The 22,718-nt window shown below is 73.9% G+C and carries 12 protein-coding genes; 7 read left to right on the forward strand and 5 right to left on the reverse strand.

The window, feature by feature from the left end; genetic code table 11:
- Positions 1-2 precede the first annotated feature (2 nt).
- Genes KSP35_RS11975 through KSP35_RS11985 form a run of 3 tightly spaced genes read left to right on the forward strand, consistent with a single transcriptional unit; the run spans position 3 to position 4,365 of the window.
- Positions 3-1,583: an oligosaccharide flippase family protein gene (locus tag KSP35_RS11975; protein WP_216995673.1), complete on the forward strand. Its 1,581-nt coding sequence runs from the start codon at positions 3-5 to the stop codon at positions 1,581-1,583.
- Positions 1,583-3,055, forward strand: a complete 1,473-nt coding sequence (locus KSP35_RS11980; protein ID WP_216995675.1) for a hypothetical protein — start codon at positions 1,583-1,585, stop codon at positions 3,053-3,055. The genes KSP35_RS11975 and KSP35_RS11980 overlap by 1 nt, the downstream gene beginning before the upstream one ends.
- The gene (locus tag KSP35_RS11985) at positions 3,052-4,365 is read left to right on the forward strand and encodes an O-antigen ligase (RefSeq protein ID WP_216995677.1); all 1,314 of its coding nucleotides are present in this window, start codon (positions 3,052-3,054) and stop codon (positions 4,363-4,365) included. The genes KSP35_RS11980 and KSP35_RS11985 overlap by 4 nt, the downstream gene beginning before the upstream one ends.
- Here KSP35_RS11985 and KSP35_RS11990 read toward each other — a convergent pair.
- Positions 4,362-4,811: an adenylyltransferase/cytidyltransferase family protein gene (locus tag KSP35_RS11990; protein ID WP_216995679.1), complete on the reverse strand. Its 450-nt coding sequence runs from the start codon at positions 4,809-4,811 to the stop codon at positions 4,362-4,364. The two genes, KSP35_RS11985 and KSP35_RS11990, sit on opposite strands and share 4 nt — an antisense overlap.
- A gap of 51 nt (positions 4,812-4,862) precedes the next feature.
- Between KSP35_RS11990 and KSP35_RS11995 the strand changes: the two genes are divergently transcribed.
- From KSP35_RS11995 to KSP35_RS12005, 3 genes are all read left to right on the forward strand, one after another.
- Positions 4,863-5,618: a CDP-alcohol phosphatidyltransferase family protein gene (locus KSP35_RS11995; RefSeq protein WP_216995681.1), complete on the forward strand. Its 756-nt coding sequence runs from the start codon at positions 4,863-4,865 to the stop codon at positions 5,616-5,618.
- 250 nt (positions 5,619-5,868) lie between these two features.
- Positions 5,869-8,874 (forward strand): fibrinogen-like YCDxxxxGGGW domain-containing protein, encoded by a 3,006-nt coding sequence (locus KSP35_RS25045; protein ID WP_216995683.1) that lies wholly within the window; start codon positions 5,869-5,871, stop codon positions 8,872-8,874.
- Between the two features lie 854 nt (positions 8,875-9,728).
- The gene (locus KSP35_RS12005) at positions 9,729-13,397 is read left to right on the forward strand and encodes a fibrinogen-like YCDxxxxGGGW domain-containing protein (RefSeq protein ID WP_216995685.1); all 3,669 of its coding nucleotides are present in this window, start codon (positions 9,729-9,731) and stop codon (positions 13,395-13,397) included.
- Between the two features lie 16 nt (positions 13,398-13,413).
- Here KSP35_RS12005 and KSP35_RS12010 read toward each other — a convergent pair whose 3' ends face one another.
- The 4 genes from KSP35_RS12010 to KSP35_RS12025 all read right to left on the reverse strand — a co-directional run bounded on the left by KSP35_RS12010 (position 13,414) and on the right by KSP35_RS12025 (position 17,988).
- Positions 13,414-14,520 carry a family 16 glycosylhydrolase gene (locus KSP35_RS12010; protein ID WP_216995687.1) on the reverse strand — a complete coding sequence of 369 codons (1,107 nt, stop codon included), beginning with the start codon at positions 14,518-14,520 and terminating at the stop codon, positions 13,414-13,416.
- Positions 14,521-14,780: 260 nt separating this feature from the next.
- Positions 14,781-15,587: an ATP-dependent sacrificial sulfur transferase LarE gene (gene larE / locus KSP35_RS12015; protein WP_216995689.1), complete on the reverse strand. Its 807-nt coding sequence runs from the start codon at positions 15,585-15,587 to the stop codon at positions 14,781-14,783.
- Positions 15,581-17,305, reverse strand: a complete 1,725-nt coding sequence (locus KSP35_RS12020; RefSeq protein WP_216995691.1) for a DUF2207 domain-containing protein — start codon at positions 17,303-17,305, stop codon at positions 15,581-15,583. The genes larE and KSP35_RS12020 overlap by 7 nt, the downstream gene beginning before the upstream one ends.
- Positions 17,302-17,988: a chlorite dismutase family protein gene (locus tag KSP35_RS12025; protein WP_254126734.1), complete on the reverse strand. Its 687-nt coding sequence runs from the start codon at positions 17,986-17,988 to the stop codon at positions 17,302-17,304. The genes KSP35_RS12020 and KSP35_RS12025 overlap by 4 nt, the downstream gene beginning before the upstream one ends.
- A 153-nt stretch (positions 17,989-18,141) precedes the next feature.
- On the opposite strand from KSP35_RS12025, the gene KSP35_RS12030 reads away from it, so the two are divergent.
- Positions 18,142-22,713 (forward strand): FtsK/SpoIIIE domain-containing protein, encoded by a 4,572-nt coding sequence (locus KSP35_RS12030; RefSeq protein ID WP_216995694.1) that lies wholly within the window; start codon positions 18,142-18,144, stop codon positions 22,711-22,713.
- Positions 22,714-22,718 lie beyond the last annotated feature (5 nt).

A 22,718-nucleotide genomic window follows, 5' to 3' on the forward strand; every position in this document is an offset into this window, starting at 1 on the left:
GCGTGGCCGAGCCCACCACGAGCAGCGCCGCGCCCGGCCTGGTGGCCGGCGTGGCCCGCGGCGGCGCCGCCAACCTGATCGGCGCCGTGATCTACGGCCTGTCGGGCTTCGTCCTGCTGATCGTGCTCAACCGCGGCATCGGCGTCCGGGCCGCCGGCGTCGTGGTGGTGGCCATCGCCATCTTCAACATCGTCACCGTCATCGCCGGCATCGGCACGTCCACCGGCCTCGTCCGCACCATCAGCACGCTGCGCGCCACCCGCCAGGCCCACGAGATCCCCGCCGCCATCCGCATCGCCCTGGTGCCCGTGGCGGTCCTCAGCCTGGCCGTGACCGCGCTGCTCTGGTTCACGGCGCCGAACCTGGCCGAGATCTTCGCCAACGGCCGCCGGGTCGAGGAGGTCACCGAGGTCCTCCGGGCCATGGTCGTGTTCGTGCCGTTCGCCACCCTGCACGCCGTGGTGGTCCAGGCCACGCGCGGCTTCGACACCATGCTGCCGCAGGTGCTGATCGAGAAGATCGCCCGGTCCCTGTCGCTGCCCATCGTGGCCGGCGGGGCCGCCGCCATCGGCATGGGGCCCCGCGGGGTGGGCGCGGCGTGGGCGGCGAGCAACGTCCCGGCGCTGGCCATCTCGAGCTGGTCGCTCTACCGCCGGGTCCACCGCGCCGTGGCGGCGTCGGGCCAGCCCAAGGCGGCCGCCACCCCGACGATGCGCAAGGAGTTTTGGGGCTACACCGGGCCGCGGGCCATCGCCCAGGCCTCGAACGTCGTCATCAACTGGTTCGACACCATCCTCGTCGGCGCCATCCTCTCCACCACCGCCGCGGGCATCTACGCCTCGGGCACCCGCTACCTGCTGCCCGGCCTCTTCGCCGCCGACGCCCTGGTGCAGGTGATCTCGCCCCGCCTGAGCGGCCTGCTCGCCGTGGCCCGCAAGGCCGAGGCCTCGGCCCTGGTGCAGATCGTGGGCGGCTGGCAGGTGGTGGTGATGTGGCCCGTCTACCTCATCACCCTGATCTTCCCGACCCCGCTCCTCACCGTCTTCGGCGACGAGGTGATCGAGGCCCGGGGCGCGCTGGTGGCCCTGTCGATCGCCATGCTGCTCACCACCCCGACGGGGCCCTCGGGCGCGGTCATCCTCATGGCCGGCCGCAGTCGCCAGGCCATGTTCGACACCCTCGTGGTGCTGGTGGTCAACATCGGCGGCAACCTGATCTTCGTCCCCCGCTACGGCCTCACCGCCGCCGGCGTGGTCTGGGGGGCCAGCATCGTGGTGGCCGAGGTGCTCCACACCTGGCAGACGAACGTCTCCATGGGCCTGCGGACCATCGGCCGCCCCGCCGTGGTGGGCATGGCCCTCTCGGCGGCCACCGTGGGCGGGGTGGGCGTGGTGGCCCGCCTCCTGGGCGGGGATGCCTGGGGCTCCTTGCTGGCCACTTGTAGCATCGGCGGTGGCCTGTACGTGGCCGGACTGTGGACGTTCCGGTCACCTTTGCACCTGGATTCCTGGTGGAACGGCGTTCGCCGCCGATCATCTCCCGGAACGACTGACGCGGCGATCCCCGCACGAGGAACCACCTGATGAGCGATCTCGAATCCGGCTTCCGCCTGACCGACCTGCTGGGCCTGCTCAGGCGGCGCTCCGCGATCGTCCTCGGCGCGGCCGTGCTCGGGCTCCTGGCCGGGTACTTCACGTTCGCCTCGCGGCCGCCCACCTACAGCGCCACGTCCCGCGTCGAGATCACCAGCATCCCCGACGACCCGACGGTGGCCAGCAACCCGGCCAACGACAAGGTCGACCTCGGCACCGAGGCCGACCTCGTGCGCAGCGACGCCGTCGGCAACGCCGTGCGCAAGCAGCTCGACATCCAGGGCGACAACCGCACCCTGTTCGCCGACCTCATCGTCACCACCAAGGAGGACTCGCGGGTCATCGCCCTCACCGTGGCGTCCGACTCCGCCTCCGGCGCCCGCGACCGTGCCAACGCCATCGCCAAGGCCTACATCGCCGAGCGCACCAAGCAGGCCACCGACGGCTACGCCAAGGCCATCGCCCGCATCGACCAGCAGCTCGCCGACGCCCGGGCCGCGCTGAACGAGGCCAACAAGGCCTTCGACGCCACCGAGTCCGGCTCGTCGGCCCGCACCCAGGCCCAGGCCGCCGTGCAGCAGGCGCTGCAGGGGGTCAACTCGCTCAACACGAAGCGCTCGGCCTACACCGACGTTGACACCGCGGCTGCCGGCCGGCTGGTCAAGGAGGCGCCGCTGCCCGACGCCGGCCTGTCCAAGAAGGCGCTCGGCATGGGCGTCGGCGTGTTCGGCCTGATCGTGCTGGCCGGCCTGGGCGTGGCCCTGCTCGTCGACCGCCGCGACAGCCTCGGCGGCGGGCGTCGCAAGGTCGCCCGCCTCGCCCCTGGCGCCAACCTCCGCATCCTGCCCACCGCCACCGGCCGGCGGGCCAGCCCGGCCGAGGTCGACGCCGCCATCGACCGGCTCGCCGTCGAGCTCGCCGGCAGCGGCAGCAAGGGCCGGGCGTCGTCGGTCCTCGTGGTCGGCACCCGCAGCGAGCCGCCGATCGCCCTGGCCGAGGAGCTGGCCTCCAGCCTCACCTACGCCGGCATCCCCGCCCTGTTCGTCCTGGCCGGCACGTCCGAGCGCGACCTCCGCCAGGCCCACGTGGTCACCTCGTTCACCGACCTCATCACCGGGCCGTCGATCACCGGGCCGGCCAGCCTCCCCGACGTCGCCGGGGCCACCATCACCCAGGCCGGCCCCACCGTCACCTGGCTGCGACCCCGCGGGTCGGCGGAGGCCTCGGGCCTCCTGCGCCGCGCCGTGGTCGAGGCCCTCATCACCCGGGCCGGGCGCGAGAGCTTCGAGGTCGTGGTCTTCGTGGCCGCCACCCCCACCCGCAACGCGGCGGCCGCCGCCCTCGGGCAGTGGGTGGCCAAGACCGCCGTCATCGTCGAGGGCGACGACAGCCAGGGCGTCGAGCAGGCCGTCAGCGCCCTGACGGAGGCCGACGTCACCGTCAGCGAAGTCGTCTGGACGTGACCGCCACCCGGCCGCGAGCGATCCCCGCGGCCGACCCCCCGGCGCCACCCGCGACGCCCGTCGCCCCGCGCCGGACGCTGCGCCCCACCCGCGCCACGTGGCCGGTGTGGGCCATCACCGCCGGCATGCCGCTGGCCTTCCTGCTCGGCGTGCACGGGATCGTCTGGCCCATCGTGGCCTTCGCCCTGGCCGGCCGGGTGCTGTTCCACCGCGAGACCCGCTACCCGTGGTCGACCATCCCGCTGATGATCTTCGTCTGCTGGATCCCGCTCAGCTTCTCGATGACCAAGCCGAGCTCGCTGCCGATCTTCACCTACCGGTTCTCGCTGTTCCTGGGCTGCCTGGCCGCCGCGGTGTGGGTGGCCAACGTGAGCGAGGAGCGGGTGCCCACCCAGCGCATCGTCGACTGGCTGGCCGCGCTGTGGATCTGCACCATCGCGTTCGGCTACCTCGCCCAGGTCATGCCCCACCTCGACATGGGCTCGCCGTTCACCACCCTCATGGGCCCGATCGGGCGCATCAACTTCCTGGCCCGCATCAGCGACTGGCACCTGGCCGACAACCAGGACTTCCTCGACCACGCCTTCTCCCGGCCCGCCGCACCGTGGGCCGCGGCCAACAGCTGGGGCGCGGCGGTGGGCATCCTCACCCCCTTCTTCGTGCGGTCGTGGCTCATCGACGTCGACCGCCGGCGCCGCAAGATCGGCCTCGTCCTGCTGGCGGCGAGCATCATCCCGATCCTCACCTCCGCCAACCGCGGCCTCTGGATCGGGCTCATCGTCGGCCTCGTCTACTACGCCGCCCGCAAGGCGCTCCGGGGCCGCTTCGGCGCCCTGGCCGTGCTCTTCGGCGCCATCGGGGTGGTGGGCATCCTGCTGGTGGCCACGCCCGCCGGCTCGCTGGTGCAGAGCCGCCTCGGCGGCTCCGGCGACTCCAACGAGGCCCGCTCCGAGCTCTACGTCGACTCCTGGAAGGGCGCCGTCGACTCGCCGCTGGTGGGCAACGGCGTGCCCCGCGAGACGAACTACTACAAGAACTCGCCCCCGGTGGGCACCCACGGGCTGCTCTGGTACCTCATGTTCATCCACGGGTTCGTGGGCCTCGCCCTGTTCCTCACCTGGCTGGGCATCGAGACGTTCCGATCGGGCCTGGTGCGGACGCCGCTCGGCTGGTGGGCGCACCTGAGCATCGTCATCACCGTGGTGGAGCTGCCGTACTACGGCCTGCTCCCCCACATCATCGTGCTGGGCCTGGCCGTGGGCATCGCCCACCGCGAGTCCCGCCGGGCCGTGCCGGCCGCCGCGGCCTAGGTGAGCGGGCGGCCGTCGAGGACGGCCTGGAGGACCTCGCGCAGGAACGAGCTCGACGTGCGCTGGGTGTAGGGGAGGTAGGCCACCTCGACCCCCACGGCGGCGAAGTCGGCCTCGAGCTTGTCGCCCTTGTCGGTGCCCCGCCAGTCGTCGCCCTTGATGATCACGTCGAACTTGAGGCGCTCCCACATCTCGAGCTTGTGGGGCACGTCCTCCACCACCGCCTCGTCGACGTAGCGGACGGCGCCCACGATCTCGAGCCGCTCCGCCAGCGGGATCACCGGGGTGCCGCCCTTGGTGCGCTGGGCCATCTCGTCGGAGACCACGCCGGCGATCAGGTGGTCGCAGAACTGGCGGGACTCCCGGAAGATGTTCAGGTGGCCGACGTGGAAGAGGTCGTAGACGCCCGGGGCGTAGCCCACGCGTCCGGTCCGAGCAGGAGCCATGGGCCCACAGTACGGCCCGGGGACCCCCCATCCCTGCCGTACGCTGCACCGATGTCCGCCAGCCCCACCCCCCAGGCCACCAGCGGGTTCGGGCTGCGCACCCGGGAGGCGCTCGGGAAGCTCTCCGGGGCGCAGAAGAGCAAGGTCGGCGTGCCGGCGTACCTCCGCTACGTCAACCGCCGCGCCGGCGGTTGGATCGCGGCGGTGGGCTACGGGCTCGGGCTCACCCCCAACCACCTCACGGCGCTCAGCGCCCTGTTCTCCTTCGCCGCCATCGCCGCCCTCGCCGTCGTCGACCCCGGTCCGGCGGCCGCCGCGGCCATCGCCGTGAGCCTGCTGCTGGGGTACGCCTTCGACTCCGCCGACGGCCAGCTGTCCCGCGTCCGGGGCGGCGGCAAGCCGTCGGGCGAGTGGCTGGACCACGTGGTCGACGTGGCCAAGACGTCGTCGCTGCACGCCGGTGTGCTGGTGTCGCTCGCCCGCTTCGCGGACCTGGGCTCGAACCGGTGGCTGGCCCTGCCGCTCGCCTTCGGCATCGTCAACATCACCTTCTTCTTCGGGATGATGCTGCGCGACCAGCTCGGCGGGAAGCCGGCCAAGCCGACGGAGGCGCCGTCCGGCGCGGGGGCGGGCTCGGCGCTGCGCTCGGTGGTCCTGCTCCCGATGGACTACGGCACCCTGTGCCTGGCGTTCTTCCTGCTCGCCGCCCCCACCGCCTTCCTGGTGGCCTACGGCGCCCTGTTCGCCTTCATGGCCCTCTTCACGGCCCAGTCCTTCGTGAAGGCGTACCGCACCCTCGCCGCCTGACCCACCGGCGCCGAGGGCGGCGCGGCCCCGGTGAAATGGTCCGAACGGCCTGGTCCGTCGCGCTCCATCTCGTCCGACCGCGGCCGATGGGAGGCGGCTCGCCGCTCGCGCCGGGTGGGCCGTTCGGCCCACCACCCTCCGTAACCAAAATGGGTGGGTTGCCACGGTGCGTGAGATTCCCTAGGCTGCCCGAAGCTCCCGCGCCCATCCGAACCGTCGGCCCTCGCCGACACCGCACAAAGGCCACCCCATGCGCTCAGCCAACCGCCGATGGACCATCGCCGGCATCGCCTTCCTCGCCCTCGTGGCGGTGGTGCCCGTGACGGCCGCCCTGCGGTCGGACTCCGCCAGCGCCGCCCCCGCCCTCCCGGGCGACGGCACCAGCTCGGCCACCGCCGGCGCCTCGTGCTGGGGCATCAAGCAGCAGTACCCGGCCTCGGCGTCGGGCACCTTCTGGCTGCTCACCAAGTCCATGGACCGCCCGGCGCAGTTCGCCTGCGACATGACCACCGACGGCGGCGGCTGGGTGCTCGTGGCTCGCGGCCGCAACGGCTGGACCTTCAGCCCGAACGGCCAGGGCAGCGCCGCCACCGTGCGCACCACCACCGACGGCACCGGCGCCTTCGCCCCCGCCTCGCTCGACACCGCCACCATCGACGGGCTGCTCGACAAGGGCGCCCCCTCGGCGCTGGCCGACGGCATCCGCCTCGAGCGGGCCACCAACACCGACGGCAGCAACCGCCAGGACTACCGGCTCTACCCCCGGTCGCGCAGCTGGACCTGGAACCTCGGCGCCGGCCAGCTCCTCAACAAGGTCACCGTCAACGGCACCACCTACAACGGCTCGAACACCGCCGACACCGCAGCCGGCGCCACCGGCCAGGCCACCAACGGCCTCTCCGGCGCCCAGGACACCCGGCGGATGTACACCTTCGCCTGGACCGGCCACAACAACCAGATGGGCTTCGGCTTCGGCAACCAGGTCGGCGGCGGCTCCAACGCCAGCACCAACTACCTGTGGACCGCCGCCAGCGAGGGCTCGCCGCTCGCCTTCACCAAGGTCTGGGTCCGCCCCCGCATCGCCAACGACGCCGCCGGCTTCACCCCCATCCCCGCCGCCGGCTACCCGGCCGAGGCCAAGCCGCTCTCCCTGAAGAACCGGTCCGAGGTCGCCCCCTGGGGCGTGTCGGGCTACAACCACGACAACGAGGACACCGTCACGCCCTGGAAGGACAACGTGATGGTGATCAAGGCCTACGGCGACCGGGTCTACGTGGGCGGCCGCTTCACCGGCGTGCAGAACGGCCCCTCCGCCACGCCCATCGCCCAGGGCTCCATCGCCGCCTTCGACCTCGACGGCAACTGGATCAGCACCTTCCGCCCGAACGTGGCCGGCCGGGTGTGGGACATGGTCCTCACCGACGACGGCAAGCTCATCATCGGCGGCGACTTCACCTCGGTCGACGGCCTCGCCGACACCAGCGGCATGGCCGCCCTCGATCCCGCCACCGGCAAGGTCATCACGACCTGGAAGGGCAGCGTCACCCGCACCGGCACCACCGCCCGCGCCATCGTGCGCTCGCTCGCCACCAAGGGCGACTGGGTCTACGCCGGCGGCCGCTTCAACTCGGTCAAGGGCGGCACGTACCCGGTGACCACCACCACCAACGCCATCAACCTCAAGACCTCGAACGGCAACCCCGGCAGCTGGCGCCCCCGCATCTACGCCGCCGCCGTGCGCCTGCTGGTCTCCGCCGCGGGCGACCGGGTCTACATGGCCGGCTACTTCAACGCCGTCAACGACGACACCAACCACGGCTACTACGGCATCACCAACCCGACCAACGGCGCCGTGATCCCGGGCCTCGGCCCGTGGCAGCCCTCCACCACCGGCTCGAAGTACCAGCAGGCCGTGGCCGAGAACGGCGACAACATCCTGGTGGGCGGCTCCGAGCACGACTTCCAGATGTACGACCACAACCGCAACACGCTGATCGACTCGACGATCACCAAGCAGGGCGGCGACACCCAGGCCATCGAGAAGGTCGGCAACTACATCTACTTCTCGTGCCACTGCATGAACTGGGTGTACCAGGGCACCAACAACTGGACGAACCCGACCGGGTTCCGGGCCGTCGACCCCATCCGCATGGTCGGCCGGGTCGACGCCACCACGTTCGACTACGACACCACCTGGTACCCGAACGGCACCAAGGGCATCAACGACGAGGGCATCTGGAGCATCACCTCGGACAAGCGCGACTGCCTCTGGGTGGGTGGCGACCTCGTCCGCGGCGCCTACTCCGGCAACGCCGCCACCGACTACCTCGGCGGCTTCGCCCGGTTCTGCCCCACCGACGCCGTGGTGCCCACCACCCCCACCAACCTGAAGGCCACCGTCGCCTCCGGGTCGGTCGACCTCAGCTGGACCGCCTCCACCGACGCCAGCGGCACCCCGTCCTACGACGTGTACCGAGACGATCGCGTGATCGCCACCGTGTTCGGCACCACCTTCAGCGACACCACCGCCAACGGCTCCTCGGGCGCCCACCAGTACACGGTCCGCGCCGCCGACGCCCGGGGCAACCGCTCCGCCAGCCCGGCCCCGATCGCCGTCAACGGCCCCGCCCCGGAGATCGCCACCCCGATCGCCTACGGCGCCACGTGGAAGTACGTCGACTCCGGCGCCGACCTCGGCACGGCCTGGCGCTCCGGCACCTTCGACGACAGCGTGGGCCTCCGGCCCGGGCCAGCTCGGCTGGGGCGGCACCCAGGCCACCACCCTCGGCGGCGCCACCAAGCCCGTCACCACCTACCTCCGCAGCTCGTTCACCGTCGCCGACCCGTCCCAGGTCAAGGTCCTCGGCCTCGAGGCCAAGCTGGCCCAGGGCGCGGTGGTCTACGTGAACGGCGTCGAGGTCGGCCGGGTGAACATGCCCAGCGGGGCGGTCACCTCCGCCACCCTCGCCTCGGCGTACACGAGCGCCGCCGAGGACGCCACGGTCAAGGCCATCCGGGTCCCCGGCAGCATCCTCAAGGCCGGTGCCAACAGCATCGCCGTGGAGCTGCACGCCTGGAAGGCCAACGCCACCAAGGCGTTCTTCGACCTGCAGGCCACCAGCCGGGGCTCGAGCACCGACACCACGGCGCCCACCAAGCCCACGGTCACGGCCACGGCCGGTGCCGACGGCGTGGCCCTCACCTGGACCCCGTCCACCGACGACCAGAGCCTCGGCGGCTACGTGGTCGCCCGTGACGGCAGCCCCGTCGCCATCGTTGGCCCGCTGGCCACCAGCTACACCGACGCCGTCGACACCGCCACGGCCCACCAGTACGTGGTGACCGCGTTCGACGGCGGCGGCAACACCGCCGCCTCCACGCAGGTGGCCACCACGGTCTCGGCCAACCCGAACCTCCTGGCCTTCGGCAGCACCTACGCCTGGTGGTACCAGGCCACGGACCCGGCCGCCGGGTGGCAGGGCGACACCTACGACACCTCGGGCTGGCAGACCGGCGCCGGCGAACTCGGCTTCGGGGACACCCCGAAGGGCACCGTGATCACCACCGCCGCCTCGCCCCGCCCGCTCACCAGCTACTACCGCACCACCGTCACGGTGACCGACCCCACGGCGTTCAAGACCATCGCCCTGGACCTGATCCGCAACTCGGGTGCCGTCGTCTACGTGAACGGCGTCGAGGTCGGCCGCTCCAACCTGCCCACCGGGCCCATCACGTCGAGCACCTACGCCTCGTCGTACCCGGCCGCGGCCCAGCGCCACGTGCCGGTCCGCCTCGAGGTGCCCGCCAGCGCCTTCCGCGCCGGCAGCAACACCATCGCCGTGGAGCTGCACCTCAACTACAAGAGCCAGCCGACGGCCGGCTTCGACCTGAAGGTGACCGGCCTCCCCTAGCGCGGCGGTCCCACCGACCACGGAGCCCCGGTCCTCGGACCGGGGCTCCGTCGCGTCGGCAGCCCCTCACCCTCCGTAGCATCGCTGTGCCCCTTGCCACGTTGCGTGACCATGGCCTAGGGTCCCCACGCAGCGTGGCAACGACGGACCGACCAGCACCCTGGGTGCGGGCCACGCTCGAGTCCTGGAGGGGATCGACGTGCGCACAACCCAGCTGAACCGACGGTGGACCATCGCCGCCACCGCCTTCCTCGCCCTGGTGGCGGTGGTGCCCGCCACCGCCGCCTTGCGGTCGGGCACCGCCGCCGCCGCCCCGGCGGCCGCCGGCGACGGCACCACCTCCACCACTGCCGGCGCCTCGTGCTGGGGCATCAAGCAGCAGCACCCGACCTCTGCATCGGGCACCTACTGGGTGCTCACCGCTTCCATGGACCGACCGGTGCAGGTGGCCTGCGACATGGCCACCGACGGCGGCGGCTGGGTCCTCGTCGGCCGCGGCCGCAACGGCTGGACCTTCAGCCCCAACGGCCAGGGCAGCCCCGCCACGGTCCGCACCACCACCGACGGCACCGGCGCCTTCGCCCCCGCGTCGCTCGACACCACCCTCATCGACGGGCTCCTCGACCACGGCGCGCCCTCGGCGCTGGCCGACGGCATCCGCCTCGAACGCTCCACCAACGCCGCCGGCACCACCAAGCAGGACTACCGCCTCTACTCCAAGGCCCGGGAGTGGACCTGGAACCTGGCCGCCGGCCAGCTGCTCAACAAGGTCACCGTCAACGGCACCACCTACAACGGCTCGAACACCCGCGACACCGCCGCCTCCGTGCAGGGCCAGGCCACCAACGGCCTGGCCGGCGTCCAGGACACCCGCCGCCTGTTCACCTTCGCCTGGGCCAACCACGCCAACCAGCAGGGCTTCGGCTTCGGCAGCCAGGTCGGCGGCGGCTCCAACGCCGCCACCAACCACCTCTGGACCTCCGCCAACGAGGGCTCGCCCCTCGCCTTCACCAAGGTCTGGCTGCGCCCCCGCATCGCCAACGACGCCGCCGGCTTCACGCCCATCCCCGCCGCCGGCTACCCGGCCCAGGCCAAGGTCCCCAGCCTGAAGAACCGCTCCGAGCTCGCCCGGTGGGGCGTCTCGGGCTACAACCACACCAACGAGGCCACCGTCACGCCGTGGCAGGACAACGTGATGGTCATCAAGGTCTACGGCGACCGGGTCTACGTCGGCGGCCGGTTCACCGGCGTGCAGAACGGGCCGGGCGCCACCCCGATCGCCCAGGGCTCGCTGGCCGCCTTCGACCTCGACGGCAACTGGATCAGCACCTTCCGCCCGAACGTGGCCGGCCGCGTGTGGGACATGACCCTCACCGACGACGGCAAGCTCATCATCGGCGGCGACTTCACCTCCGTCGACGGCGTGGCCGACACCAGCGCCCTCGCCGCCCTCGACCCCGCCACCGGCAAGGTGCTCACCACCTGGAAGGCCAGCGCCACCCGTTCCGGCGGCGGTGCCATCGTGCGCGGCCTCGACAGCAAGGGCGACTGGATCTACGCCAGCGGCCGCTTCACCACGGTGAAGGGCGGCACTGCGGCGCCGACCACCACCACCAACGCCATCAACCTGCGCACCACCAACGGCACGCCGGGCAGCTGGCGGCCCCAGGTGTTCGCCTCGGCCGTGCGCCTCCGGGTCTCCGCCGCCGGCGACCGGGTCTACATGGCCGGCTTCTTCAACGCCGTCAACGGCGACACCAACCACGGCTTCTACGGCATCACCAACCCCACCAACGGCGCGGTCATCCCCGGCATCGGCCCGTACCAGCCGTCGGAGGGCTCCCGGGCCAACAACTGGTACCAGCAGGCCGTGGCCGAGTACGGCAACAAGATCCTGGTGGGCGGCGCCGAGCACACGCTGCAGATGTACGACCACAACCGCACCACCCTGATCGACTCCCACATCACCAAGCAGGGCGGGGACTTCCAGGCCATCGAGGTCTTCGACGGCTACGCCTACGCCAGCTGCCACTGCATGAACTGGACGTACTCGGGCACCAACAGCTGGAGCAACCCCCGCGGCTACCGCGCCGTCGACCCCATCCGCATGGTCGGCCGCTGGAACGCCGAGACCTTCGACTACGACACCACCTGGTGGCCCAACGGCACCAAGGGCACCAACGACGAAGGCATCTGGAGCATCTCCCAGGACAAGCGCAAGTGCCTGTGGGTGGGTGGCGACCTCGTGCGCGGCTCGTACTCCGGCAACGCCGCCACCGACTACCTCGGCGGCTTCGCCCGCTTCTGCCCCACCGACGCCGTCGTCCCGACCACGCCCACCAACCTGAGGGCCACGACGGCCTCCGGCGCGGTGAACCTCAGCTGGACCGGTTCCACCGACGCCAGCGGCACCGTCTCCTACGACGTCTACCGCGACGACCGCGTGATCGCCTCGGTGTTCGGCACCACCTTCAGCGACGCCACCGTGGCCGCCGGCTCCTCGCACCGCTACACGGTGCGGGCGGCCGACACCCGGGGCAACCGCTCCGCCAGCCCGGCGCCCGTCGCCGTCAACGGCCCGGCGCCCACCGTGGGCACCCCGGTGGCGTTCGGCTCCACGTGGCGGTACCGGGCCGACGGCGCCGACCTCGGCACCGCCTGGCGCAGCACCACCTACGACGACAGCGCCTTCGCCACCGGCAAGGCCGTGCTCGGCTGGGGCGGCACCCAGGCCACCACCATCGACGGCGCCGGCCGCCCCACCACCAGCTACTTCCGCACGTCGTTCGACGTGGCCGATCCGGCCGCGGTCAAGGTGCTGGAGCTCCAAGCCCTCTTCACCCAAGGCGCCGTGCTCTACGTGAACGGCGTAGAGGCGGGCCGCACCAACCTGCCGACCGGGGCGATCTCGGCGGCCACGCCGGCCTCGGCCTACGTCGGCGGCGCCGAGGACCTCCGCACCAAGACCTACGAGGTGCCGGGCTCGCTGCTCAAGGCGGGCCGCAACACCATCGCCGTCGAGGTGCACGGCTGGCGGGCGGCATCGGGCAAGGTCTTCCTCGACCTCCAGGCCACCACCCGCGGTGCCACCGCAGACAACACCGCCCCCTCGGCACCGGCCCTCACGGCCGCCGCCGGGAGCGGCACCGTCGACCTGACCTGGACGCCCTCCAGCGACGAGACCGCCCTCGGCGGCTACCTCGTCAGCCGTGACGGCGCCCCCGTCGCTGTCGTCGGCCCGCAGGACGCCCGCTACGTCGACGCCACGTCCACCGCCCAGGCCCACACGTACGTCGTGACCGCGTTCGACACCAGCGGCAACACCGCCGCCTCGGCGCCCCGCCAGACCGCGCCGCCCGTGTCCCGCACCCTGCTGGCGTTCGGGAGCTCGTGGACCTGGTGGTACCAGGCCACCGCCCCGGCCGGCGCCTGGCAGGCACCGGGCTACGCAACCACCGGCTGGCAGGTGGGACCCGGGGAGCTCGGCTTCGGCGACACGCCCAAGGGCACCGTGATCACCTCGGCCCCCTCGCCCCGCCCGCTCACCAGCTACTACCGCACCACGGTCACCGTCGCCGACCCGTCGATCTACCGGACCGTCCTCGTCGACCTCGTCCGCAACGCCGGCGCCGTGGTCTACGTCAACGGCGTCGAGGTCGCCCGGTCCAACCTGCCGACCGGCGCCATCGGTCCGGGCACCTACGCCCTCACCGCTCCGGCCGCCGCCCAGCGCCACGTGCCGGTCCGGCTCGAGGTGCCCGCCAGCGCCTTCCACGCCGGCGCCAACACCATCGCCGTCGAGCTCCACCTCAACTACAAGGCGCAGCCCACCGCCGGCTTCGACCTGCAGCTCACCGGCCAGCCCTGACCGGGCCGGCTGCGGCTCAGCGGGTGTACACCCGCACGTAGTCGATCGAGTAGGTGGTGGCGGCCGGGTCGGCCCACTTGACCCGCTGGATGCCGGTGGTCACGCAGCCGCCGGGCGCCGTGCCGCTGATCGAGCAGCGGTCGGCGCCCCGGAGGTAGCCGAGCGTCCCGTCCGGGTCACCGATCCAGTCGCCGCCGACGGCCTGGTTGATGGCGATGTCCCAGGTGGAGGCGGCGTCGGCCGATGCCGTCCAGTTGTGCTGGGTGTCGACGTAGCTGTGGAACTTCACGTCGTCCATGAAGAAGTCGAACTTCACGCCGTTGGGGTCCGGGCTGATCTCGACGGCCCAGGTGTGCCACGCCGGGGTGGCGTTCGAGGGCTCGAAGCCCACCCGGCCCTTGGACAGGTTCTTGCGGCCGTCGAGGTGGAGGGTGGCGTAGCCCTTGCCCGGGGCGGCGGAGTGGAAGTACTCCATGATGTCGACCTCGGCGGTGGAGGCGCCGTTCTTGTGGCGGAGCCAGAACGCCGGCCACAGGCCCTGGGCGTGGGGCAGCTTGGCCCGCATCTCGAACCGGGCGTAGCGGGGGAAGTACTTGCCGACCTCACGGGAGCCGAGGAAGCCCGAGGTGTAGTTCCGGACGCTGCCGCCGGGGCAGGTGACGGTCTGCCTCTTGGAGGTGATCTTCAACGAGCCGCCGGACTCGGCCACGTTGCTGGGCTGCAGGCAGGCCAGCTCGTGGTTCCCGTCGCCGTAGGTGTTGTTGTACATCTTCCACTTGGAGGTGTCGACGCTCGTGCCGTTGAACTCGTCGCCGCCCACCAGGGTCCAGCCGGCCCGGGTGCCGGGGGCCGGCGGGGTGGTCGTCGTGGTGGTGGGCGCCGCGGTCGTGGTGGTGGTCCGCGGGGTGGTCGTGGTGGTCGGTGCCGCGGTGGTCGTGGTGGGGGCGGCGGTGGTGGTGGTCGGGGCCGCCGTCGTGGTGGTGCTGGGGGCGACGGTGGTGGGGGCGCCCGGCACGGTCGTCTCGGTGCTCGGTGTCTCGACCGTGGGGCCGGTGGGGGCCGGGCCGGTCGGCGTCGCCGGCGGGGTCGGCTGGCACGCCGCGAGGCCGATCAGCCCGCTCATCGCCAGAACCACCATCGAACCCGTGCGTCGCGCCATCTGATCGCCTTCGTCCAGGGGGTGCCTCGCTGGCACCTCGCAGGAGGAGTAACGGCGCGCTGCCGCTGCAGCTGAAGGACAAATGGTGGTCGCGCAGCCACAATTCGTGAGATTTCGGGCTGTGGCGTGAAAGTACCACGCAACGTAGGAATTGCGCCACCCTTTGCGGTCAACTTTCCACGAAGGGTGCGAATTGCACCACTATGCGTGGGGGGCCGTCGCCCTCAGTCGGCGAGGGCGTCGTTGAGGTTGCCGGTGCGGAGGCCCTCGAGGTCGAGCGTCACGTAGCGGTACCCTGCGGCGCGCACCGCGGCCACCACCACCTCACGGGCCTCGACCACCGCGGCCAGGCGGTCGAGCGGCACCTCGATGCGGGCGGTGTCGCGGTAGTGGCGGACCCGCAGCTCGTCGAAGCCGAGGCGGCGCAGGGCGGCCTCGGCGGCCTCGACCTCGGCCAGCACGCCCAGGGTCACCGGCGTGCCGTAGGGGACGCGCGACGCGAGGCAGGCGGCAGCCGGCTTGTCGGCCGTGCGCAGCCCGAGCGAGCGAGAAGCCTCGCGGACCATCGCCTTGGTGAAGCCGGCCTCGACGAGCGGGAACACCGCCCCGTGCTCCTGCGCGGCCCGCTGGCCCGGGCGGTGGTCGCCCAGGTCGTCGAGGTTCACGCCGAGCGCCACGGTGGCGCCGGCATCGGCGGCGATGGGGTCGAGGGCCACCGACAGCGCCTCCTTGCAGTGGTAGCAGCGGTCGGCGTCGTTGGCCCGGTACGCCGGGTCGTCGAGCTCCTCGGTGGCGACGGTGGACCAGGAGAGGCCCCACTCGGCGGCCAGGGCGCGGCAGTCGTCGAGCTCGTCGGCCGGCAACGAGGGCGAGACGGCGGTGACGCAGCGGACGGCGTCGGCGCCGAGCTCGTCGGTGGCCACCCAGCCGAGGAACGCCGAGTCGGCACCGCCGGAGAAGGCGACCACCAGCGAGCCGTGGCGGCGCAGCTCGGCTCGCAGCACGTCGAGCGCGCCGTCGATGCTCACCACGACCCGCCCCCGCCGCCGCCGGCCCCGCCGCCGACGCCACCGCCACCGAAGCCGCCGGAGCCCGACGACGACGGCGCGGTCGAGGTGCTGGCCGTCGAGACGAGCAGCGCCGGGGCCAGGTAGGCCAGGTGGGTGGCGCCCGGGTCGGCCGAGGCCGCGGCGGCCGAGCCGGCCACCGCCTTCTGCCAGTGGTCGATCTCGCCCACGGCCACGGCCCACGCCGTGTACTGGCGCAGGACGCCGTGCTCGACGGCCCAGTCGACGTGCTGCGCCTCGGACTCGCTGAGGAAGCGCCGGAACGACTCGATCCGCAGCCACAGGGCCGAGCCCATCGGCGTGCGGACGAGCAGCTCGTGGGAGCGGATGGCGGCGGTGAAGCCGACGATGGCGACGACTGCCGCCACGCCGACCACCGGCAGCACCTGGGCGTAGGCGCCGATGGCCGCACCGGCCAGGCCGACCAAGGTGGCGATGGTGCCGGCGACGAGGGCGGTGGTGCGGTTGCGGTCGCCGGCCCGGTCCCAGAGGCCGGACTGGTGCCGCCAGCCGTCGAGCGACGAGCCCAGGTGGGTCCACGCCTCGGAGAACGAGCTGTCGTAGGTGCCGAGCGAGAGCGAGGTGCGGCCGGCGAAGGCCTCCTGCAGGATCGGGTCGGTGGGCCGGCCCGGCACGTCGACGCGCGTCAGGGTGCTGGTGCCGGTGGTGTCGTCGAGGGTGGCCGCTCCGGCCGTGACCTGCTCGATGAGCCAGGCGACCTTGTGCTCCGGTCGCACCGCCTCGCGCAGGACGATCCCGCCGTAGGGCGCGCCCATGCCCGGCGGCGGCGCGAACTCGACGGTGGCCATGGACGCGAGCTCGGAGGCATCGACCCGTCGCTCGGTGCCCGGTGGCGGCGGCAGGCCCCCGGCCAGCACGCCGGGAAAGGCGGCGTCGGCCGCGCTGGCGCCCGACACCCGCTCGGCCCCGGCCCGCCGCACCAGCGGGGCGGCCACCAGCGCGGCCACGAGCGCCGCGGCGGCGGCCACCAGGAAGGGCAGGCCGGCCTTCGGGCTGTCGTCGGCGGGCGGCGCGTGGAAGGCCGGCATGGCCGGCGCAGCAGCGAGCGGCTCGGCTCCGGTGGCCCGGACGGTCACGCCCTCGTGGGCGCCGAGGTCGGAGACCTGCACCACGATGCGACCGGGCTCGGGCTGGGTGGCCTCGCAGCCGCCGGTGCGGCCGGTGCTCCCCTGGTCGCAGGTGAGCCCGCTCCAGCGGTAGGGCCCGGTGACGGCGATGGTGGCCTCGGTGATGGGCACGTCCCACCCGGCACCCACGCCGTTGAAGGCCAGCTTCGCCCCGGGGGCGACGTCGGCCAGCGTGTAGCCGATGTCGTAGCGGTGGCGGCCGCTGATGGTCTCGTCGGGGTCGCCGATCTTGATGCGGTCGCCGATCAGCGTGAACTGGTCCGGCGCGTCGCTCGACACCTCGACGTTCGAGTCCGAGCCCAGGCCGGGCACGTCGCGGAAGATGCCGTGGCGGTCGCTGCTGGTGCCGAAGTCGTAGTCGATGGCCTCCGAGACCCGGGCCGAGCCGCCCTGGTCGACCACGACGTGGACCTGGGTGTCGGCGATGCGCTCGGCGTCGCCGAACGCGGCGCCGGCCGCGGCGGCGCCGCCCACCACCAGGACCCCGACGCCGATCAGCAGCCGGTCGAGGTTGCGCCGCCCGGAGAGCTTCACCCGGTGACGCCGACCGCGTCCAGGACCTCGGCGAGGGTGCCGACGGCGCCCGTGGTGAACGCCCCGAACTCGGCATACTCGGTGGACGCCTTGTCGAACCGCATGGTGTAGACGACCTCCTTGAGGTCGTCGGGGTTCTCGGCGAACAGGGTGACGCCCCACTCCCAGTCGTCGACGCCGGTGGAGCCGGTGATGAGCTGCAGGATGCGGCCGGCGAACTTCCGGCCCGGCGCGCCGTGCTCCATCATGAGCTCCTTGCGCTCGTCGAAGGGCAGGGCGTACCAGTTCTGCTCCGGGTCCCGCCGCTTGGACATGGGGTAGAAGCACCACGCCGCCTTCCCCTCCGGCGGGAGCACGGGGTACAGGCGAGCCTGCGCCATCTGCTCGGGCAGGCCCTTCGCGTACTCGGACAACTCGGTGAGCGAGACGTAGGAGTCGACGACGTCGAGCCCGGCGGCCACCACGGCCGACTGGAAGGCCCGGAGCCGCCACAGGTCCTTGCCCAGCACCATGAACGCGACGTCGGCCTTGTGCCCCAGCACCGCGACCGGGACGACCTGGAGGTCGTCGGCCTCGGCGGACTTCACCGCGGCCTCGACCGCAGCGCGATCGGTGAGCGGAGCGACCGCACAGAAGAGGTGCAGCACCCCGAGGCCGGTTGAGGGGACGAGCGGTTCGGGCATGGCCCCGACGCTACCGCCGCGCCCCCCGGCCATCGACAAGGCCGCCCGGCGTTGCTACAACGAGGGCCCGGCGGCGCACCACTCGTCCGAGCGGCCCACGGCACCCGCTCCCCCGCCAGGACGGCCGCTGCTCGAGCCCGCCCGGAGAACCCCGTGCGCTTCCGCCACGTCGTGCCGCCCTACGGGCGCGACCTCGCCGTGCCCGCCACCGGTGAGGGCGCCACCGTCGGCCACCTCGCCACCGCCCTCGACCCCGACCGGCCGGCGGGCCCGCTGCTCGTCGACGGCCGGCTCGTGGCCGCCACCACGGCGCTGGATCGGGCGGGGATCACCGACGGCTGCGTGGTCGCTCGACCTGACGAGGTGGCGCCGCCCAGCCCGCCCGGACCGCCCGGCGGGCTGCTCGCCGCGGGGCCCGTGGTGGCGGTGGCGGTCACCGCCGGCCTCGATGCCGGGCACCGCACCGCCCTCGCGCCGGGCCGCCACCTGGTGGGCCGGGCGGGCAGCGCCGGCCCGCCGCGAGCGCTCTCGATCGACGATCCCACGGTCTCGGCCGTCCACGCCCGGCTCGACGTGGCGGCCGACGGCACCGTCGTGGTCGAGGACCTCGGGTCGGGCCGAGGCACCCGGGTCGACGGCCGCACCGTCGCCGGGCCCATCGCAGTCGGCCTCGGCACCACCGTCGCCTTCGGCCTGGCCCAGGCGGTCCTGGTGCCCGTCCGTGCCGGGGCCAGGCGCCCGCACCGGTCGCCCGCCGGGGCGCCGTCGGGTGGCGCCACCGAGCCCCACCACCGCCCGCCTCGGCCCGCGCCCGGCCCGCCGGCCCCATCGCTGGCCGCCCCACCCGTGGCCGAGGCACCGGCCAAGGGGGCGCCGGTCGGGTTGATCGGCGTGCTCGCGTCGGTGGCGGTCGGTGCGGTGATGGTGGTGGTGCTGCGATCGCCGATCTACGCCCTGTTCGCGCTGCTCGGGCCGGTGCTGCTGCTCGCCGGAGCGCTCGACGGCCGCCACCGCCGTCGCCGCACGGCCCGCCGGGACCGCAGGCGCCGCCGGGCGGAGCTGGATCGGCTGGAGGCAGCGATCATCGAGCGGTCGCACCACGAGATCGAGCGGAGGCGCCAGCGCTACCGCGGCCCCGCCGGCGCCGCGTCCCGGGCGGAACGCTCCTCGCCGCGCCTGTGGGAGCGGCGGACCGGCGACGACGACCTCGGTGCGGTCCGGGTCGGCGTCGGTGCGGTGCCCTGGGACCCGCCCGTCGAGGGCACACCCGCCACCTGGCCCGCGGACCTGCGCTCGCTGGTCGCCCGGCTCGGCGCCCTCAAGCACGCACCGGTGGGGATCGAGCTCGTCGCGGGGGTGGCCGTCGCCGTGGTCGGCCCGTCTGCCGGGCGCCGTGCGCTGGCCCGCTCCATCGTGCTGCAGCTGGCCGCCGACCAGGGCCCCGTCGACGTGGAGCTGGGCCTGTTGGCCGCCGAGGCGGCGGCGTCGCACTGGGACTGGGCCTGCTGGCTGCCCCACGCCACCAGCCGCGACGGCACGCCCCTGCTGGCGACCGGCGAGGCCGCGAGCGAGGCGGCGGCGCGCCACCTCGTGGACGGTGCCCGCGCGGGCGGACCGCTCCGGGTCGTGGTCATCGACGACGACCCGGGCCTCGCCGCCCGGCGCGGCCCCGTGCGGACCCTGCTGCGTGCCGCCCAGGACCCCGAGGCCCGCCTGGCCGTGCTGGTGCTCGCCGGCGCGACGGCCCCCGTCCCGTCGAGCTGCGCCACGGTGCTGGAGGTCGGAGCGGACGGCACGCTCCACGCACCGGGCCACCTGGCCGCCGGCGCGGCCACCGTGGTCGGCACGTCGATCGCCACCGCGGCCTCCGCGGCACGGGCGCTGGGCCGGATGGACGATCCGGAGGTCGACGATCCCGGGCGGTCGCTGCCCCCTGCGGTGTCGCTCGACGACCTCGTGCCCTCCGGCGGCTCGACCCCGGCGGGGCTCGTCGCCGGCTGGCGCGCCGGCGGCGCCGACCCCGCCCCCACCGCCGCGCTGGGGACGGCGGCGGACGGGCCGCTGGTGCTCGACCTCGCCGCCGACGGGCCCCACGCCCTGGTCGCCGGCACCACCGGCTCCGGCAAGAGCGAGCTGCTCCGCACGTTGGTGGCCAGCCTGGCCGTCGGATCGAGCCCGGACCACCTCTCGTTCGTGCTGATCGACTTCAAGGGCGGCAGCGCGTTCGACGCCTGCGCCCGCTTCCCCCACACCACCGGGGTGGTGACCGACCTGGACGACCAGCTCGCCGGCCGGGCCCTCCGCTGCCTCGAGGCCGAGCTCCGCCACCGGGAGGCACGGCTGCGAGACGTCGGCGCGGTGGACCTGTCCGACCTGCGGGCCCGGTGCCCCGAGGGGCCGCCGCTGCCCCGGCTGGTGGTGGTGGTCGACGAGTTCGCCACCCTGGCGGCCGAGCTCCCGTCCTTCGTCGACTCGCTGGTGGGCATCGCCCAACGGGGCCGCAGCCTCGGCGTCCACCTCGTGCTCGCCACCCAGCGACCGGCCGGCGCGGTGAGCGACCACATCCGGGCCAACACCGGCCTCCGCATCGCCCTCCGGGTCCACGACGCGGCCGACAGCGTCGACGTCATCGGGGTCGCCGATGCCGCCGCCCTCCCCCGCCAGCGGCCCGGCCGCGCCCTCGTGCGCCTCGGTCCCGGCGAGCTGGTGGCCGTCCAGGTCGCGCGGGCCACCGGGCCGGCCGGCGCCGGCTGCCGCTCCGGACCGGCCGCCTCCGTGAGGCCGCTGGCGGTCGCCCGCACCGCGGACGATGCGCCGACCCCGGGTCCGGGGTCGGGCTCGCGGTCGCCGGTCGGCTCGCTCCGGACCCCGCTCGACGACCTGGCCGATGCCATGGCCACGGCGTGGGAGGAGCTGGGCGGTCGGCCGCCCCGACGACCCTGGCCGGACCCGCTGCCGGAGGAGGTGCCCTGGCCCCTGCCCGGTCACGAGGCCGCACCGGAGCAACCGACCGCCGTCACCCTCGGCCTGGCCGACGAGCCCGACGAGCAGCGCCACCGGCCCTTCGCCTGGGACCTCGCGGGTGGCCCGCTGCTCGCGGTCGGGCTCCCCGGCTCGGGCACCACCACCCTGGCGGCCACCGCCGTGCTGGCCGCCGCCCTGCGGTGGGGGCCCGACGAGCTGCACGTCCACGTCGTCGACCTCGGGGCCGGCGAGCTGGAGGCGCTGGCGGGCCTCCCCCACGTCGGGGCCGTCGTCCGCGCCGGCGACGCCGAGCGCCAGCGCCGGCTCCTCGCCGACCTGGGCCAGGACCTCGCTGCCCGGCGCGCCGGCGGCGACGGTCCGCGTCGGCTGCTCGTGGTCGACGGGGTGGGAGCCCTGCGGGCCGCATGGGACGACCTCGAGCCGTCCGGCACGTGGTCGGCCTTCCTCGAGGTGGTGCGGCGGGGCAGCGAGGTGGGCATCCACGTCCTCGCCACCGCGGAGGGCGCCGGCTCGGTCCCCCACCAGCTGGCGTCCGCGTGCCGCCAACGCATCGTGCTCCGGCTGGGCGACGCCACCGAGCAGGCCGCCCTGGCCGGCACGGCGATCGACCCGACCACGCTGCCCCCGGGGGCGCGGCACCCTGCCGGAGGGGCCCACCCTGGTGCAGGTGGCGCACCCCGCCGCCGGGCTGGCGAGCGCCGTCGCCCGCCTGGCCGGCCAGCACGCTGCTGCGCTGTCGGCGGACCACGAACCACGCCCGGTCGGCCAGCTGCCCACCCGCCTCCACCTCGACGACCTGCTCGACGCCGAGCCCCGCTCGTCGACGGATCCTGCCGCCGGCGTCGTCGACCTGCCCCTCGGGCGTGCCGACCGCGGCCTCCAGGTCGCCCGCCTCGTGCTGGAGCCCGGTGCCCACGCCCTCGTGGCCGGCCCGCCCCGGTCGGGACGCACCGCCTGCCTCCGCACCATCGGCGCAGCCGCCCAGCACGTCGGCTGCCAGGTGGTGGCCGTGGTGCGCCGGCCGTCGGAGTGGCCGACCGGCGCCCACCACGTGCTCGCACCGGACGACGCCGGCCTCGCCGCCGCCGTCGACGCGGCGGGCCCGCTCCTGGTGCTCGTCGACGACGCCGACCTGACGATCGACGACCACCCGGTGCTGGGCCCGCTCGTCCGGGACCGCACCGCCGAGCGCCACGTGGTGGTGGCCGGGCGGAGCGACCGGCTGCGCACGCTCTACGCCCACTGGACCCGCGAGGTGCGCGCCGACCGCGCCGGGATCCTGCTGCACCCGGACACCGACCTCGACGGGGACCTGACCGGCACCCGGCTGCCCCGGCACCTGCCGGTCGGCCCGGCGCCCGGCCGCGGCTGGCTCAGCGGCGGGGCGCTGGAGGGCGTCGTCCAGGTCGCCCTCCCACCCGCGGCGGCAGGCGACGGCCCTTGACCTGGCGGACCAGGCGTGTACGGTTCTCCTGCCTTCCCACCACCTTTCGATCCTTCCAGGAGGCACCATGCCCCGAGTCCTGTCCACCGACGCCGCCAAGGCCGCCATCTCCTCGATGGCCTCGATCATCAACGGCGGGCTGGCCGACCAGCTCGCCCAGCTCGACCAGCAGGGCCGCCAGCTCTCCCAGCCCGAGGTCTGGGACGGCAGCCTCGCCGTCCAGTTCCGCAGCGCGTGGCCCCAGACCTCGAAGTCCCTGCAGACCGTGCGCGGCGAGCTGGACGAGCTGCGGGTGAAGATC

It is taken from the genome of Aquihabitans sp. G128, from assembly GCF_019048865.1.
In the GTDB taxonomy this organism is placed as follows: Bacteria; Actinomycetota; Acidimicrobiia; order Acidimicrobiales; family Iamiaceae; genus Aquihabitans.

What these genes read in the sequence shown, in the direction of transcription:
- KSP35_RS11990 (WP_216995679.1), bottom strand. Translation starts at nt 4,811, where the DNA reads ATGGCTCCTGCTCGGACCGGACGCGTGGGCTACGCCCCGGGCGTCTAC.
- KSP35_RS12025 (WP_254126734.1), bottom strand. Translation starts at nt 17,988, where the DNA reads ATGCCCGAACCGCTCGTCCCCTCAACCGGCCTCGGGGTGCTGCACCTC.
- KSP35_RS12010 (WP_216995687.1), bottom strand. Translation starts at nt 14,520, where the DNA reads ATGAGCGGGCTGATCGGCCTCGCGGCGTGCCAGCCGACCCCGCCGGCG.
- KSP35_RS25045 (WP_216995683.1), top strand. Translation starts at nt 5,869, where the DNA reads ATGCGCTCAGCCAACCGCCGATGGACCATCGCCGGCATCGCCTTCCTC.
- KSP35_RS11995 (WP_216995681.1), top strand. Translation starts at nt 4,863, where the DNA reads ATGTCCGCCAGCCCCACCCCCCAGGCCACCAGCGGGTTCGGGCTGCGC.
- KSP35_RS11980 (WP_216995675.1), top strand. Translation starts at nt 1,583, where the DNA reads ATGAGCGATCTCGAATCCGGCTTCCGCCTGACCGACCTGCTGGGCCTG.